13 protein-coding genes are annotated in these 14,893 nt (G+C 72.6%); 9 read left to right on the forward strand and 4 right to left on the reverse strand.

All coding sequences use genetic code 11. The annotated features are described in order from the left end of the window. Positions 1 to 76 precede the first annotated feature (76 nt). On the forward strand, positions 77 to 883 hold the full coding sequence (locus AOM46_RS33370; protein WP_067226460.1) for an ABC transporter permease: 807 nt from the start codon (positions 77 to 79) through the stop codon (positions 881 to 883). Then, entirely contained in the window at positions 855 to 2,339 is a 1,485-nt protein-coding gene (locus AOM46_RS33375) for an ABC transporter ATP-binding protein (RefSeq protein WP_062214373.1), read from the forward strand. The genes AOM46_RS33370 and AOM46_RS33375 overlap by 29 nt, the downstream gene beginning before the upstream one ends. A 29-nt stretch (positions 2,340 to 2,368) precedes the next feature. Here the strand turns inward: AOM46_RS33375 and AOM46_RS20195 are convergent, their stop codons facing one another. Both AOM46_RS20195 and AOM46_RS20200 read right to left on the reverse strand, forming a co-directional pair. Beyond that, positions 2,369 to 3,028 (reverse strand): transcriptional regulator, encoded by a 660-nt coding sequence (locus tag AOM46_RS20195; RefSeq protein WP_062213990.1) that lies wholly within the window; start codon positions 3,026 to 3,028, stop codon positions 2,369 to 2,371. Next, positions 3,025 to 4,179 carry a threonine synthase gene (locus tag AOM46_RS20200; protein ID WP_199824028.1) on the reverse strand — a complete coding sequence of 385 codons (1,155 nt, stop codon included), beginning with the start codon at positions 4,177 to 4,179 and terminating at the stop codon, positions 3,025 to 3,027. Before AOM46_RS20200 ends, AOM46_RS20195 begins: the two co-directional genes overlap by 4 nt. Positions 4,180 to 4,487: 308 nt before the next feature. Here AOM46_RS20200 and AOM46_RS20205 point away from each other — a divergent pair, with 308 nt between their 5' ends. The 3 genes from AOM46_RS20205 (at position 4,488) to AOM46_RS20215 (ending at position 8,712) form a co-directional block, all read left to right on the forward strand. Next, positions 4,488 to 6,494 carry a translation factor GTPase family protein gene (locus AOM46_RS20205; RefSeq protein ID WP_062213991.1) on the forward strand — a complete coding sequence of 669 codons (2,007 nt, stop codon included), beginning with the start codon at positions 4,488 to 4,490 and terminating at the stop codon, positions 6,492 to 6,494. Between the two features lie 104 nt (positions 6,495 to 6,598). After that, a complete protein-coding gene (locus tag AOM46_RS20210; RefSeq protein WP_062213992.1) occupies positions 6,599 to 6,964 on the forward strand; it encodes a hypothetical protein in 366 nt (121 codons plus the stop codon). A gap of 158 nt (positions 6,965 to 7,122) precedes the next feature. Next, positions 7,123 to 8,712: an MFS transporter gene (locus tag AOM46_RS20215; protein WP_062213993.1), complete on the forward strand. Its 1,590-nt coding sequence runs from the start codon at positions 7,123 to 7,125 to the stop codon at positions 8,710 to 8,712. A gap of 54 nt (positions 8,713 to 8,766) precedes the next feature. Here AOM46_RS20215 and AOM46_RS20220 read toward each other — a convergent pair whose 3' ends face one another. Next, positions 8,767 to 9,570, reverse strand: a complete 804-nt coding sequence (locus tag AOM46_RS20220) for a GNAT family N-acetyltransferase (protein WP_062213994.1) — start codon at positions 9,568 to 9,570, stop codon at positions 8,767 to 8,769. A 68-nt stretch (positions 9,571 to 9,638) separates the two neighbouring features. Further along, positions 9,639 to 10,289, reverse strand: coding sequence for an NAD(P)-dependent oxidoreductase (locus tag AOM46_RS20225; protein ID WP_062213995.1), 651 nt, complete (start codon positions 10,287 to 10,289; stop codon positions 9,639 to 9,641). 316 nt (positions 10,290 to 10,605) lie between these two features. On the opposite strand from AOM46_RS20225, the gene AOM46_RS20230 reads away from it, so the two are divergent. From AOM46_RS20230 to AOM46_RS20245, 4 genes are read left to right on the forward strand one after another with little or no spacing between them, the layout of a single operon-like run. Beyond that, positions 10,606 to 11,715, forward strand: coding sequence for a LacI family DNA-binding transcriptional regulator (locus AOM46_RS20230; protein WP_062213996.1), 1,110 nt, complete (start codon positions 10,606 to 10,608; stop codon positions 11,713 to 11,715). Between the two features lie 7 nt (positions 11,716 to 11,722). Next, positions 11,723 to 12,682 carry a carbohydrate ABC transporter permease gene (locus tag AOM46_RS20235; protein WP_062213997.1) on the forward strand — a complete coding sequence of 320 codons (960 nt, stop codon included), beginning with the start codon at positions 11,723 to 11,725 and terminating at the stop codon, positions 12,680 to 12,682. Further along, positions 12,679 to 13,575: a carbohydrate ABC transporter permease gene (locus AOM46_RS20240; RefSeq protein WP_078857024.1), complete on the forward strand. Its 897-nt coding sequence runs from the start codon at positions 12,679 to 12,681 to the stop codon at positions 13,573 to 13,575. The genes AOM46_RS20235 and AOM46_RS20240 overlap by 4 nt, the downstream gene beginning before the upstream one ends. Then, complete coding sequence (locus AOM46_RS20245) at positions 13,572 to 14,891, forward strand: ABC transporter substrate-binding protein (RefSeq protein ID WP_062213998.1); 1,320 nt, start codon at positions 13,572 to 13,574, stop codon at positions 14,889 to 14,891. The genes AOM46_RS20240 and AOM46_RS20245 overlap by 4 nt, the downstream gene beginning before the upstream one ends. Positions 14,892 to 14,893 lie beyond the last annotated feature (2 nt).

A 14,893-nucleotide genomic window follows, 5' to 3' on the forward strand; every position in this document is an offset into this window, starting at 1 on the left:
CCGGACGGGCGACCCCGACCAGCGCCACCCCGGCGAACCCGCGCAACGGGCGCGACTCGCCCAACTGGCGACGGGAATGGCGCTGTTGCTGGTGCCGCTGGCGTTGGCGCTGGTCGGGCCCTGGATCGCCGGGGACGCGGGGCCGCGCGGGGTCTCGTTCACGCTGGGCGACGGGCACTGGCTGGGTACCGACCACAGCGGGCGGGATGTGGTGCACCAGGTGCTGTGGGGTGGACGTTCGGTGGTGCTGACCGCGCTCGCCGCGACCGCGTTGGCGTATCTGCTGGCGCTGCCGATCGGGCTGGCCGCCGCGCTGACCCGGCGCGGCTGGTTGGAGGAGGCGCTGGTCCGCCCGTTGGACGTGCTGCTGGCGATCCCCTCGCTGCTGCTGGTGCTGATGGCCGGCACCCTCCTGGACCCGGGGACGGTGGGCCTGGCGCTGATCGTGGCCGCGGTCAATGTGCCGGACGCGGTGCGGATGGTGCGCGCCGGTGCCGCCGAGGTGGCGGCCCGTCCGGCGGTCGAGGCGCTGCGCATGCTGGGCGAGGGCTGGTGGCGGTTGGCCTTCGGCCATGTGGGCCGGGCGATGCTGCGGATGCTGGCCGCCGACGCCGGGGTGCGCCTCACGGGTGTTCTGTATCTGGTCGCGACCGCAGCGTTTCTGGGCGTCGGGGTGGGCCCGGACGCCGCCGACTGGGCGGTGATGGTGGACCAGAACCGGACCGGGCTGATGGTCCAGCCCTGGGCCGTGGTGGTGCCGGCGCTGCTGATCGTCGCCCTGACGACCGGCACCAATCTGGTGTGCGATGCCGTGCTGGCCCGAAGGCCACCGGCCGGGAAGGAGGCGGCGGACGATGTCCGACATCGTGGCGCGCGTCGATGAGCTACGGATCGAGGTGGCCGGCCGGGCGTTGCTCGACGGTGTCTCGCTCACCGTCAGGGCCGGCCGCTGCACCGCGCTGCTCGGCCCCTCGGGCAGCGGCAAGTCCACCACGGGGCTTGCCCTGTTGGGCGAGCATCCGGCGGGCGCCCGGGTCAGCGGTACCGTCTCCGTCTCGGGCCGGGCAGGCTATGTGCCGCAGCAGCCGTCGGCCGCGCTCAACCCGGCGCGCCGGTCCGGCGCGCTGCTCGGCGATATCGCGCGCCGCGCCGGCGGCCGGCGCGGGGAGCGCGCCGGGCGGGTGCGCGAGGCGCTGCTCGCGGCGCAACTCCCGGAGCCCGATGTGGTGGTCAGGCGCCATCCGCATCAGCTTTCCGGCGGACAGCAGCAACGCGTGGTGCTGGCCCAGGTGTTGCTCTCCGGGGCGCCGGTGGTGGTCGCCGACGAGCCGACCACCGGGCTCGATCCGCTGACCAGACGACGCGTGCTGGCCGAGTTGCGGACGCTGCTGAACCGGGGCGCGGGTCTGCTGCTGCTCAGCCACGATCTGGCGGCGGTCGACGAACTGGCCGACGAGGTGGTGCTGTTGGCGGAGGGCCGGGTGGTGGACGCGGGGCCGGCGGACGAGCTGCTGACGCCGCCGACCGCGCCGGTGCCGCGCGCCGCCCGGCCGGCGGGCGAGGCGGGCGAGGCGGGCGGTTCGGGCGGGGAGCCGCTGCTGGCTGTGACCGGGCTCACCGCCTGGCATGGCCGACGGACCTCGGAGCCGGTGCTGCACCCGCTCTCGCTACGGCTGGACGCCGGCCGCTGCCTGGCCGTGCTGGGCCGCTCCGGCTCGGGCAAGACCACCCTGGCGCGCTGTCTGGCCGGGCTGCACCACCGCTGGTCCGGCGAGGTCAGCCTGGCGGGGCGCGCCCTCGCGCACGGTCTGCGCGACCGGGAGAGGGCCCAACTGGCCGGCGTGCAGTATGTGTTCCAGGACGCCAGGGCCTCGTTCGACGCCTACCGTCCGGTCCTGGACCAGGTGGCGCGCGGCGCCGTGCGGCTGCGCGGGCAGTCCCGCGCCGAGGCCGAGGAGCGGGCGCTGGCGACCCTGGCCCGCACCGGGGTGGACCCGGCGACGGCCCGCCGTCGGCCCCCTGGACTCTCCGGCGGGGAGCTGCAACGGGCCGCGCTGGCCCGAGCGTTGCTCACCCGTCCCGAGGTGCTGCTCTGCGACGAGATCACCTCGGGCCTCGACCCGACCAGTCGGGACGCCATCCGCAAGCTGCTCGCCGAGGTGCTGGCGGACGGCGGCGCGGTGCTGCTGATCACCCACGATCCGGCGGTGGCCGCCGCGCTCGCCGACGATGTCGCCGTGCTGGACGCGGGACGACTGGTCGAGTCGGGCCCGCTGGACACCGTTTCGGCCACCCCCGAACACCCGGTGACCCGGGGGACGTTTGGGCCCCGGCCCTGACCGGCCCTGACCGGTTCGGGGGGTGGTGCTCAGCGCAGATCGTTGTAGACGGTGGCCCGGGATACGCCCAGCAGGTCGGTCAGGGTACGCACCGAGTGTCTGACTTCGAGGAAGCCCCTGGCCCGGAGCGAGCGGACCAGCTCCCTGCGGGCCGTGGCGCCGAGTCCACGGGGCGTCTGGCCATGGGCACTGGCGAACTCCTCGACGGCGCTGCGGAGTTCGCCGGTGCTCCGGCTGTTGAGCGATTCCCGCACCGGGCGGTCGGGCTCCTCGGTCGCGACCAGCTGGGCGAGACTCCTGGAGACCACGGCGAAGAGCGAGACGTCCAGGTTCAGACAGATGGCGGCGACATAGTCGCCCGCGCTGTTCCTGATGCCGATCGATGTGCTCTTGGCCGGGCGCCCGTCGGGGAAGCGGTTGGGGTAGTTCTGCAGCACATCCGGGTACGCCGGGTCCGCGATGCGGGCCAGGCCCAGCTCGGTGGCCGGATCGCCGACCGCCCGCCCGGAGAGGTTGTTCTCGATGGTGCGCACGGCGCGTTCGGGATCGCGCAGATCGTGCAGCACCACCTCGCACAGCCCGGGGAACATGCGACCGATGGCGGTGACGACCTTCTCCGCCTCGCGCAGCAGCAGCGCGTCCTCGCCCTCGCGGCCGCCGGCCGAAGCGCTTCCGGCCGGAACGCTCATCGTTCCTCCGGCGCGGGGAAGAGGCCCGTCAGCACGCCCGACGCCTTGAGTCCCGTGCCCGTCAGCACCACGACCGTGCGCTCGCCCGGGCGGATCGCGCCGCGCTCGCGGAACACGTCGACGGCCGCGGCGGCGGTGGCGCTGGTCGGCTCGGCATACAGCCCGGCGGCGGCCAACTCCCTTACCGCGTCGACGATCCGCTCCTCCGGGACGGCCACGGTGTCCCCGCCGGAGCGACGCACGGCCGCCACCACCTCGGGCAGCCGGACGGGCTCCCTGATCGCGGTGCCCTCCGCGATCGTCGGCCCGAACGACGGCGGCTCGACGCCCTGGAACGCCGCGTGCACCGGGGCGCAGGCGGCGGGCTGGGCGACCAGCAGCCGGGGCAGGCGGGGGATCAGCCCGGCGGCCAGCAGCTCGCCGAACCCCAGATCGCAGCCGAGGACCAGGCTGCCGGCGCCGGCGACCGTCACCACCGCGTCGGGCGCCTCGAAGCCAAGGTCCTCCCACAGCTCGTAGGCGAGGGTCTTGGTGCCCTGGAGGAAGAACGGATGCCAGTTGTGGCCGGCGTAGGGGGTGTGCGCGGACCGCCGGACCGCCTCGGCCGAGGTGGCGTCCCGGTCCCCGGGGACGGTGGTGACGCGGGCGCCGAACGCCCTGGTCTGGGTGACCTTGGCCGGCGATGTGCCCTCGGGCACCAGGATCTCCGCCCTGATGCCGGCGGCGGCGCAGTAGGCGGCGACCGAGGAGCCGCCGTTGCCCGAGCTGTCCTCGATGACCTCGGCGACGCCGGCGCCGGCGAGGGCGCTGACCATGACACTGGTGCCCCGGTCCTTGAAGCTGCCGGTGGGGTTGAACCACTCCAGCTTGAACGCCAACGGGCCGCCCCGCCAGTCGCGTCGGAGCAGCGGGGTGCGGCCTTCGCCCAGGCTCACCGGGGCGCCGACGGAGGCGGCGGCCGGCAGGGCGGCGCGGTAGCGCCAGAGGGAGCGCTCGCCGGTGTCGATCGCGCCGGGGGCGGGCGCCGGCAGCGGGGAGACCGTGAGCGGCGCCCCGTCGTCGCCGCGCCAGCGCAGCGGATCGACGGCATAGTCCCGGCCCGATCTGGCGTCGACCAGACGGGGCGCGGCGGGTGGCTCGCTGGATGACACGGGGGCTCCTCTCCTCGCGGCAGCACCGGCGGCACCGGCAGCACCGGCAACCCGGCTAAGACACTTTATCCAGCACTAGACAGAACACCAAGGACGGGTGCCGCGCCGGAACACCGCCCGTTATTCGCTGGCGCTCACCGCTGGTCCGGGTAACCTGCCCGGCGGGCCCACGCCCAGGGAACGAAGAACGAGCAGGCGGGGACACCGGATGCGGACCCCGCCGGCGGAGGTAAGGGAGAACGGGATGCGGCGTCACCTCGGAGCAGTCACCACACCCCTTGTTCCCTCCCTGACGCCCGAGGACCGCTTTGCTCCCGAACCTCCCCCCGAACTCCCACCCGAAGACCCTGAACATCGGAGTGCTGGCCCATATCGACGCCGGTAAGACCAGCCTCACCGAACGCCTGCTGTTCGACAACGGCGCCATCCCCGAGCTGGGCAGCGTCGACGCCGGCAACACCCGTACGGACAGCGGTGCGTTGGAGCGCGAACGCGGGATCACCATCCGCTCCGCCGTCGCCACGTTCACCACCGAGGACCTGCAGGTCAACCTCGTGGACACGCCGGGCCACCCGGACTTCATCGCCGAGGTCGAGCGCGCCCTCTCCGTGCTGGACGCCGCCGTACTGGTGCTCTCCGCCGTGGAAGGCGTGCAGGCCCAGACCCGGGTGCTGATGCGCTCGCTCCGCCGGCTCGGGCTGCCCACCCTGCTGTTCCTCAACAAGATCGACCGCCCCGGGGCACGCCCCGAAGCGCTGTTGGACGACATCAGGGCGCGGCTCGCCCCGCACCCCGTCCCGTTGAGCACCGTGACCGATCCCGGCACCCCCGGGGCCCGCGCGCTGCCGCGCCCCCCGGATCCGACCGTGCTGGCCGAGCACGACGAGACGCTGCTGGCCGCGTTGGTCGACGAACGCCCGCCGTCCGCCAGGACGTTGCACGCGTCGCTGGTCGAGCAGACCGAGGCCGGGCTGGTGCATCCGGTGCTCTGCGGCTCGGCCCTCACCGGCCAGGGCAGCGCACAACTCGTCCACGCGCTACGGACGTTGCTCCGTCCGCCGGCCACCGACCCCCAGGCGCCGCCGAGCGGCACGGTCTTCGCCGTCGAACGCACCGCGACCGGGGAGAAGGCGGCCTATCTGCGGCTCTTCGACGGCGAGTTGGCCGCGCGCCGCCGGATCGCCTTCCACCGCCGCGAACCGGACGGCGGGACAAGCGAGTTCACCGGACGGATCAGCCGCATCGAGGTGATCGCGGCCGAGGGAGAGCCGGGCGCCCGGGCCGGGGGCCGGCTGCGCGCCGGCCAGATCGCCCGCCTCCACGGGCTGCCCCGGGTGCGGATCGGGGACCAACTCGGCCGCCCACCACGGGAGTCGACGGGCACCCACTTCGCGCCCCCCAGTCTGGAGACGGTGGTCCGGCCGGCCGATCCGGAGCGGAAGGTCGCGCTGCATGCCGCGCTCACCGCGCTGGCGGACGAGGACCCGCTGATCCGCACCCGGAGCGACGCCCAGGGCACCACCTCGGTGCTGCTCTACGGCGCCGTGCAACGCGAGGTGATCGCGGATCGGCTGGCCAGGGACTTCGGCCTGCGGGCCGTCTTCGCGCCGATCACCCCCGTCTTCTTCGAGCGCCCCAACGGCGTCGGCGCGGCCGCCCAGGAACTGAACCCCCGTGCCCACAACGACTTCTGGGCCACCGTCGGGCTCCGCGTCGAACCCACCGCACCCGGCAGCGGGGTGCGCTTTGTGCACCGCGCCGAACGGGGCGTGATGCCCGCCGCCTTCCACCGCGCCATCGAGGAGAGCGTCTTCCGCACCCTGCGGCAGGGGCTGGCCGGCTGGGAGGTGACGGACTGCGCGGTGACGCTGTTCCGCGCCGGGCAGCACGCCCCGGCCAGCACGGCCGCCGACTTCCGGGGCCTCACCCCGATCGTGCTGCTGCGCGCCCTCCAGGCGGCGGGCACCACGGTCTTCGAGCCCTGTCTCACCCTGGAGATCGAGATCCCGCCCGACACATTGAGCGCGGTCAGCGGCCAGCTGGCCGGCCATGGCGGCCGGATCCTCGACTCGGCCGAGGCCGGCGACGCCTGGGCGCTCACCGTCGAGGTGCCCACCCGGCTCGCGCCCCGGATCACCACCGCCCTGCCGGGGCTGACCCGGGGCGAGGCCGCACACGGGGCACGCCCCGGCGGCGACCGCCCGGTGCACAAGGCACCCCCGACCCGCCCCCGCACGGACGGCAACCCGCTGGACCTCGACGTCTACCTCCGCCATCTCGCCCAACGCCAGCTCGCCGTGAGCGAACTCCCCTAGCCACAGCGCCCGGTGACGCACCGTCTCACGAGGCGCGTCACCGGGTACCCGTTCCCTCCTGGGCCAGCAGGGCCCGCCGACGACCCGGGAGGGAGCGTCCCACCATGAACACCGGAGAGGACCAACACCACGCGGAAACCCATGAGTTCAACGAGGTGGCGATCGGCAGGGGAGTGCGGCCGGTCGCCCAGCACGGCCAAGTGACCGTCGCCGACGGCACCTTGACCCTGCTCGACAGCAGGGGCCGACTGATCGAACGCGCCCCCGTGACGGAGGTCGGCGCCGCCCGGGTCCGCTGGACAGGCGGCCGGACCCTCCGGCTACGGCTGCGCGGCACCCGCTACCACGTCTCCCCCGGCTGGGGCGACAGGGCCGGCGGGCTGCTCCGCCCCGGCCGGCCCGAGCGGGTCAGCCGGGACGCGGCGGCCCTGCTCCACCTGATCGAGGCCGGCGGCGGCACCGTCGACTGATCGCGCCACGGTCACCGCCTCCCGGCCGGGCTGCGGCGGCGGGGAAAACGGTTGGGGAATAAGCGGGCCCGGCAGGGATGCTAGACCCGATCTGCGTGCCGCCAGGTCCGTTCTGGCGCCTGCCGGGTGACCGATGTTCTCAGGGGAAGGACCGTGCGATGAGTGTCGCGGAGGCCACGGAGCGGGCCGGAACGCGCGAGTGGGTGGGGCTGGGGGTGCTGGCACTCCCGACGCTGCTGTTGGCGCTGGACATCAGCGTGTTGCATCTGGCGGCACCGCATCTGAGCGCCGATCTCGGGGCGACCAGCAGCGAGTTGCTGTGGATCCTCGATGTGTACGGCTTTATGATCGCCGGCTTTCTGGTGACGATGGGCACCCTGGGCGACCGGATCGGGCGGCGGAAGCTGCTGATGATCGGGGCGACCGCGTTCGGTGTCGCCTCGGTGGTGGCGGCCTACGCCAGCTCGCCGCTGATGCTGATCATCACCCGGGCCCTGCTGGGCGTCGCCGGAGCGACGCTGATGCCCAGCACCCTGGCGCTGATCGGCAACATGTTCAAGGACGTGAAACAGCGGTCGATGGCGATCGGCGTGTGGATCATCTGCTTCTCCGCCGGCGCGGCCGTGGGCCCGGTGCTGGGCGGGGTGATGCTGGAGACGTTCTGGTGGGGCTCGGTGTTCCTGCTGGGCGTCCCCGTGATGGTGGTGCTGTTGATCACCGCGCCGCTGCTGCTGCCCGAGTACCGGGACGACAAGCCGGGCCGGCTGGACCCGATCAGCGTCGGCCAGTCGCTGGCCGCGATGATCCCGCTGATCTACGGCATCAAGGAACTGGCCAAGGAGGGGCTTGAACCGCTGCCGCTGGCCTCGCTGATGTTCGGTTCGCTGATGGGCCTGCTCTTTGTGCGGCGGCAACGTTCCCTTCCCGCGCCGCTGATGGATATCAAGCTCTTCCGCAACGGCTCCTTCAGCGCCGCCCTCGCCCTGCTGCTGGCGGCCACGTTCACCTCCGGCGGCGTGATGCTCTTCTTCATCCAGGGCCTCCAGCTGGTGCAGGGCATGTCGACACTCAGGGCGGGGCTGTGGATGCTGCCCATGACGGCCGGCATGATCGTCGGTTCGGTGCTGTCGCCCATGCTGGCGCGCCGCATCCCCCCGGGCCGGGTGGTGGGCGCCGGTTTCGCGGTGTCGGCGATCGGCTATCTGATGATGTCCTGGGACGCCGGCTCGCTGGCCTGGGGCGTGGCGGGGCTGTTGATCGCGTCGACCGGACTGTCGCCGGCGATGGTGCTGGGCACGGATCTGGTGTTGGGCTCGGCCCCGCCGGAGAAGGCGGGAGCGGCCTCCTCGCTCTCCGAGACCTCCACCGAACTGGGCATGGCGCTGGGCATCGCGGTACTGGGCAGCGTGGGTGCCGCCGTCTACCGCTCCGATATGTCCGGTACCAGCCCGGACGGTCTGCCGCAGGAGGCCGCCGCGCTCGCCGAGGACAGCCTCCCCGGGGCGGTGGCGGTCGTCGAGGCGCTGCCGGGCGACGTCGGGGACGAGTTCCTGAGCACCGCACGGGAGGCGTTCACCAGCGGTTCCGGGGTCATCGCCCTGATCGCCGCCGGTGTGGTGCTCGCCCTGTCGCTGGTGGCCGTCCGGGCGCTGCGCCAGCTGCGGCCGATCGGCGAGGCGCCGGACCAGCCGGCGGCCGGCCACCAACCGGGACCGCACGAGCCGGAGTTGAGCCCGACGGGTTCCTGACCCCCGTGCCCCCGACGGCCCCGGCCGTCGGGGGTGCCGGGCGGGTTCCCCGCCTCAGCCGCGTTCGAAGGAGTGCGCGTGCGCGATGGTGGTGAAGCCCAGCCGCTCGTACCAGTGACGGGGCCAGTCGTCGGCCTCGGCGATCAGGAAACGGGTGGCGCAGCCGGCGGCCTCGGACCGGCGCAGCGCCTCGGCCAGCACCGCGTTCCCATGGCCTTGCCGCAGCCGCGTCTCGTCGGTGAGCACATCCTCGATCTGTGCCACCCCGGTGGTCCGATCGAGATAGAGGTCCGCCCAGCAGGCGGCCTCCCCGTCCTCGGCGCGGGACGCGATGAAGTGCACCGCCTCCGCGCCGCGTCGGCGGGCGAGCCGGCGGTCCACCAGCTGACGGATCGCCTCGTCCTCGGCCTCCGGGAGAAAGCCGCGCCAGCGGCGGGCGAGCGGACCACGCAGCACTTCGAGGTCCACTTCCTCAGCCTCACGCTTGGTGCTGCCGGCCGGCGGCACCTGGCCGGTGTGCAGCATCAACAGGCTGACGGCATGCTCGTAGCCGGCCTCGACCAGCGTCGGCGCGACGGCGAGACCGACCTGGTCGTGGAAGACGCTGATCAGCCGGTGCGGAAGCCCGGCCAGCGCCTCGTCGGCCAGCGCCGGCAGCGACGCGGCGTCCACGGACGGCTGGTCGAGGACGATCTGGTTGTCGGCACGCGAGTGCGGCAACGCGTCGTCGCGCACCGCGAACCCACCGGGCAGCGGGGTGACGCGCGGGGCCTGTCGGCGGGCGAAGGCGGTCAAGAAACCCTGAATGCGCAGCAGTTCGGCGTCGACGTCAGGACGCCTGGCGATCGGATCGGACATGAGGCGAGAGCCTAGATGACGACCGGGCGCGCCACCCGTGAATAACGGGGACGCCGGAGCGGAGCCGGTCAGTAGGCGACGCCGAGCGGCTGCCCCACCGTCTCCTCGGCGTCCAGCGCGGCGAGCATGGCATGGGCAAGATCGGCGCGCGCGATGGTGCGGCCGCCGAGCACATTGGCGCCGAGCGCCGTGCGGTAGACGCCGGTCAGCGGCCCGTCCAACAGCCGGGGCGGCCGGACCACCGTCCAGTCGGCGCCGCCGCCGCGCAACTCCTCCTCCATGGCGGCCAGATCACGGTAGACCGCGCGGAACACCCGGCTGATCAGCGGGTGCAGCAGCGCGCGGTAGGCAAGACCCTCGCCCCGGGCCATCGGCCCCACCGGGGCCGCGCTCACCACCACAAGCCGTCGCACGCCGGCGGCGGCCATCGCCGCCTGGGCGGCGCCGGTCACCGCGGCGACGGCGCCCGCCTGACGCCCGGTGGTGCCCAATGCGGAGAGCACGGCATCCTGGCCGGCGAACGCCTCGGCCAGCTCGGCGACTTGGGTCTGGTCCGGCACCTCGGCGATATCGAGCGCCCGGGTGTCCGATATCTCCGAGGCATCGGCGATCCTGGCCCGGTCCCGCACGACGGCGGTGACCTGATGCCCCGCCGCCAGGGCCTGGCGCACCAGCTGACGACCGGTGCCCCCGGTGGCGCCGAGTACGGCGATCCTCATGGGTCACGCCCTTCACAAGAGGGTGGGTGAGTGTTCACTCACCAGGGTGCGACGCGGGCCGTCGGTCCGTCAAACGCCCGCACGCCGGCGCATGCGGAGCGGCGCACGCCGGCGCACGGGTGTACGCGGCGACTGCTCGCCCCATACCCGGGTAAACGCCCCATAGTTGACGCCCTCTTGACGCACACAACCGCGACCCTCAGCATCTGTAAACGATTCCAGCAGCTGGAAACGTTTACGAAAACCCTGCCATTCCACAGCACTTCGGAACAGACAGCCCAAAAGGCCGGAACTACCGGGACAAGGAGACAAGAGCGTGGCGAACAGCGCGAAGCCGACCATGGTCTCCATCGCCGAACGCGCCGGAGTCTCCATCGCGTCGGTGTCCCGGGTGCTCAACGGGCAGGGCGCGCGCCGGGACACCACGGAACGGGTCCGGCGAGCCGCCACCGAGCTGGGCTATGTGCCCAACGCGGTGGCGCGTTCCCTCAAGGACGGCAGAACCCGTCAACTCACCTTCGCCATGCCGGACATCGGCAATCCCGTCTATGTGGCGATGGTCCGCGCCATCCAGGAGGTCACCAAGGCCGCCGGATACCGGCTGCTGCTGCACTCGACGGACGCGGTGGCCGAGGACGAGCTGGCGGTGCTGCGCAGCCTCGCCGACCGCACCAGCGACGGGCTGATCCTCTGCCCGATCCGGATCACCGACGCGCATGTCGAGGCCCTGGGCCGGGCCGCCGGCCCCGTGGTGGTGATCGGCTCGCCGCCGCCGGGCGTGCCGGTGGACAGCGTGCGGGCCGACTCGGTGGCCGGCGCCGCCCTCGCGGTCCGGCATCTGCACGCCACCGGCCGCCGCCGGATCGCCTTTGTCAACGGCCCGGCGGACACCGTGCCGGGCCACAACCGGGGCCTGGGCTATCGCGGCGCGCTCGCCGAATGCGGCCTGCCCTACGACGAGAGGCTGGTCGTCCACACCGAGTTCGGCATCGAGGCCGGGGCGGAGGCCGTCCGGCGACTGCTGCCCGCCCGGCCGGACGCGGTCTTCTGCGCCAACGACCAGCTCGCGCTGGGCGCGGCGCACGCGCTGCTCGCCCGTGGGCTGCGCATACCCGAGGACCTGGCGGTGGCCGGGATGGACGACAGCCAGTTGGCGCGCGCCGGCTGGCCACCACTGACCAGCGTCGACCTCGGCTCCTCCGAACGCGGCCGCCGCGCCGCCGAGTTGCTGCTCCAACGGCTCGACGACCACCCACCCGAACGGCCGGCGCCGAAGGCCGGCCCCGAAACCGACGCCGGCACCGAGGCCGAACCCGACTCCGCCGCCGCGCGCGGAGCGCACCAAACCGCGACGGCGTTGCCTCGGCTGGTCGTCCGCGCCTCCACGGCGCCGGCCGCCCGTTCCCGCACCGACCCGATCCCCTGAGGACCCCATGAGTCTGCTCAAGCCCCGGGCCAAGGTCGTCCCGGGCAGTCGCGGGACCCCGCCGCCCAGAACGCCCGCGCAGCGCAAGCGTGCACTGGGCCTGGACCGGGGTGCCTGGTTTCTGCTGCTTCCCGCCCTGTTACCCATCCTGATACTGAGCGTGGGCCCGTTACTCTATGCGGTCTCCCTCGCCTTCACCGACGCCCAGGCGGGCCGCACCTCGCCCACCCAGTTCGTGGGAGTGCTGAACTTCACCGATCTCCGGCACGACTCGCTGTTCTGGGAGTCCTTCCGGATCGGTCTGGTCTGGGCGTGCTCGGTCACCGCCCTCCAGTTCCTGCTCGCCCTGGGGCTGGCGCTGCTGCTGGATCAGAACCTCAGGTTCCGCTGGCTGGCCAGGACGTTGGCGCTGGTGCCCTGGGCGATGCCCGAGGTGGTGGTCGGCGTCATGTGGCGGCTGGTGTACCACCAGGACGCCGGCATCCTCAACCAGACACTCGGCCGACTCGGCCTGATCGACGGGCAGGTGGGCTGGCTCTCCTCGATGACGCTGGCGCTGCCCGCCGTGATCGTGGTCGGCGTCTGGGCAGGCATGCCAGGGACCACCGTGGTGCTGCTGGCCGGCCTGCAGAACGTGCCGCTTGAGCTGCGGGAGGCGGCGGCGCTGGACGGTGCCGGGGCCTGGCGCCGGTTCGCCACGGTCACCTGGCCGGCGATCCGCCCCGTGGTGCTGGCGATCACCGCGCTCAACTTCATCTGGAACTTCAACTCCTTCGGTCTGATCTATGTGTTGACCCAGGGCGGTCCCGGCGGCCGCACCCGGCTGCCGTCGCTCTTCGCCTACGAGGAGGCGTTCAAGTACGGCCAGTACGGCTATGCGGCGGCGATGGGGCTGGCGATGATCGCCCTGATCGCGGTGCTGCTTGTGCTGTTCCTGCGCGGAAAGCTCAGGGAGGACGCGCGATGAGCCGCACCGACCCCACGCCGGCGGCGAAGCGCCCCGTCTCCAGGCCACCGGCCCGCCGCAGGCTGCTCAGAGGGGCCGGCCGCACCGGGCAGTATCTGGCGCTGCTGTGCTATCTGGTCTTTCTCGGCTTTCCCCTGCTGTGGCTGCTCTCCACCTCGCTCAAGTCGCCCCAGGAGCTGGGCTCCATCGACCCGAGCTGGATCCCCGGGGATCCGGGCCTGGAGAACTTCCGGGCCGCCTTCGACGCCCAGCCGCTGCTCCGTTCCGCGCTCAACAGCCTGGTGGTGGCGACCAGTTCAGCGCTGATCTCGGTGGCCATCGCGGTGCCGGCTGCCTATGTGATGGTCCGCTACCGCTCCCGGATCAGCCGGGCCGGCACGGTGTGGATCCTGATCAGCCAGATGTTCCCGTTCGTTCTGGTGATCATCCCGCTCTTCCTGGTGCTGCGGAATCTCCAGCTGATCAACCAGCTTCCCGGCCTGGTCATCGTCTATGTGGTGTGGAACCTGCCGTTCTCGCTGTGGATGTTGCAGGGCTATGTGAAGGCGGTGCCGATCTCCCTGGAGGAGGCCGCCGCGATGGACGGTGCCAGCCGGTCGCGGACGTTGACCAGCGTGGTGCTGCCGCTGCTGACGCCCGGTCTGGTCGCCACGCTGATGTTCTCCTTCGTCACCGCCTGGAACGAGTTCTTCTTCGCCCTGGTCCTGCTCAAGTCTCCGGAGAAGCAGACGATGTCCGTGATCCTGACCCGTTTCATCGGCGCGGAGGGCGTCGCCGACCTGGGCCCGCTGGCCGCGGCCGCGCTGCTGGCCACGCTGCCCAGCCTGTTGTTCTTCGCGCTGCTCCAGCGGCGCCTGGTCAGCGGGATGCTCGCCGGGGCGGTGAAGGCATGAGGTGCCGCACCCGTCGCCAACTCGCCACGAGCATCCTGGCGTTGGCGCTGCTCGGGGTCGCCGGCTGCGGCGGCGGCCCGTCGGACGACGACGGCCGGGTCACCCTTCAGTTCCTGAGCCTGGCCTGGCAGGTGGAGTCGGTGGCGGCCAACGAGGCGCTCGTCGAGGAGTGGAACGCGGCCAACCCCGAGGTGCGGGTCCGCTATGTCCAGGGTTCCTGGGACAATATCCACGACCATCTGCTGACCGCCTTCGAGGGCGGCGAGGCGCCGGATGTCATCCACAACGACGCCTCCGATCTCACCGACTTCGCGAACGGCGGCTTCCTCGCCGACCTCACGCCGCTGCTGCCCACCGACCTCCTCGCCGACATCCCCGACGCCTCCTGGTCCACCACCCGTTACGAGGGCGGTATCCACGGGGTGCCGTTCCTCCAGGAACCCCGGGTGCTGGTCGCCAACACCGCGCTGCTGGAACGCGCCGGGGTGCGGCTGCCCACCCCCGAAGAGCCCTGGAGCTGGACGGAGTTCGAGGAGGTCAGCGAACGACTGACCCGGGACACCGACGGCGACGGCGAGGCCGACACCTATGGCGTCGCCTGGTCGCTGAAGGAGCCGGTCGCCCAGACCATCAACCTCTCGCTCTCCACCGGCGGCGAGGTGTTCACCCGGCGGGACGGCAGGAACGAGGTCCGCTACGATCCGGCCGACTCCGCCGTCGCCGAACTGATCCACCGTCAGATCCACGAGGACGGCACCGCCGCACGCGGGGGCCTGGGCATGTCCGGCTCGGACACCCTGCCCGGCTTCTTCGCCGGCCGCTACGCGATGCTGCCGCTCAACTTCTCCTTCCGACAGCAGATTTCACAGCAGGCGCCCGACGGCTTCGACTGGACGGTGCTGCCGATGCCGAGCGGCGGACCACAACACGGCCTGGCGCAGGGCGTCGCACCCCAGACGCTCTCCGTCGCCCGGGACAGCGTCCATCAGCAGGCCGCGGCCGACTTCATCGCCTTCCTCACCCGGCCCGAACACCAGGTGGCCCTCGCCCGGGGCGACTGGATGCTCCCGACCAGCCAACAGGCCCTGGCCGACCCGGCGTTGGAGACCGAGGAGCACGGCTGGCGCACCGGGACCCGAATAGCGAGCGAGCTGCGCCCCTCCCCGGTGCTCGGGGTGCGCGGCTATCCGGAATGGAAGGACAAGATCGCCACCCCCGCCCTGCAGGAGTACTACGGCGGGGCCAGCGATCTGGACACGCTTCGGGACAAGCTCACCGACGACGGCAACCGGATCCTCGACCGCTATCAGCGGTAGCG

The organism is Streptomyces sp. NBRC 109706 (genome assembly GCF_000974485.1).
Classification (GTDB): Bacteria; Actinomycetota; Actinomycetes; order Streptomycetales; family Streptomycetaceae; genus Streptomyces.

What these genes read in the sequence shown, in the direction of transcription:
- AOM46_RS33370 (WP_067226460.1), top strand. Translation starts at nt 77, where the DNA reads ATGGCGCTGTTGCTGGTGCCGCTGGCGTTGGCGCTGGTCGGGCCCTGG.
- AOM46_RS33375 (WP_062214373.1), top strand. Translation starts at nt 855, where the DNA reads ATGTCCGACATCGTGGCGCGCGTCGATGAGCTACGGATCGAGGTGGCC.
- AOM46_RS20195 (WP_062213990.1), bottom strand. Translation starts at nt 3,028, where the DNA reads ATGAGCGTTCCGGCCGGAAGCGCTTCGGCCGGCGGCCGCGAGGGCGAG.
- AOM46_RS20210 (WP_062213992.1), top strand. Translation starts at nt 6,599, where the DNA reads ATGAACACCGGAGAGGACCAACACCACGCGGAAACCCATGAGTTCAAC.
- AOM46_RS20215 (WP_062213993.1), top strand. Translation starts at nt 7,123, where the DNA reads ATGAGTGTCGCGGAGGCCACGGAGCGGGCCGGAACGCGCGAGTGGGTG.
- AOM46_RS20220 (WP_062213994.1), bottom strand. Translation starts at nt 9,570, where the DNA reads ATGTCCGATCCGATCGCCAGGCGTCCTGACGTCGACGCCGAACTGCTG.
- AOM46_RS20225 (WP_062213995.1), bottom strand. Translation starts at nt 10,289, where the DNA reads ATGAGGATCGCCGTACTCGGCGCCACCGGGGGCACCGGTCGTCAGCTG.
- AOM46_RS20235 (WP_062213997.1), top strand. Translation starts at nt 11,723, where the DNA reads ATGAGTCTGCTCAAGCCCCGGGCCAAGGTCGTCCCGGGCAGTCGCGGG.
- AOM46_RS20240 (WP_078857024.1), top strand. Translation starts at nt 12,679, where the DNA reads ATGAGCCGCACCGACCCCACGCCGGCGGCGAAGCGCCCCGTCTCCAGG.
- AOM46_RS20245 (WP_062213998.1), top strand. Translation starts at nt 13,572, where the DNA reads ATGAGGTGCCGCACCCGTCGCCAACTCGCCACGAGCATCCTGGCGTTG.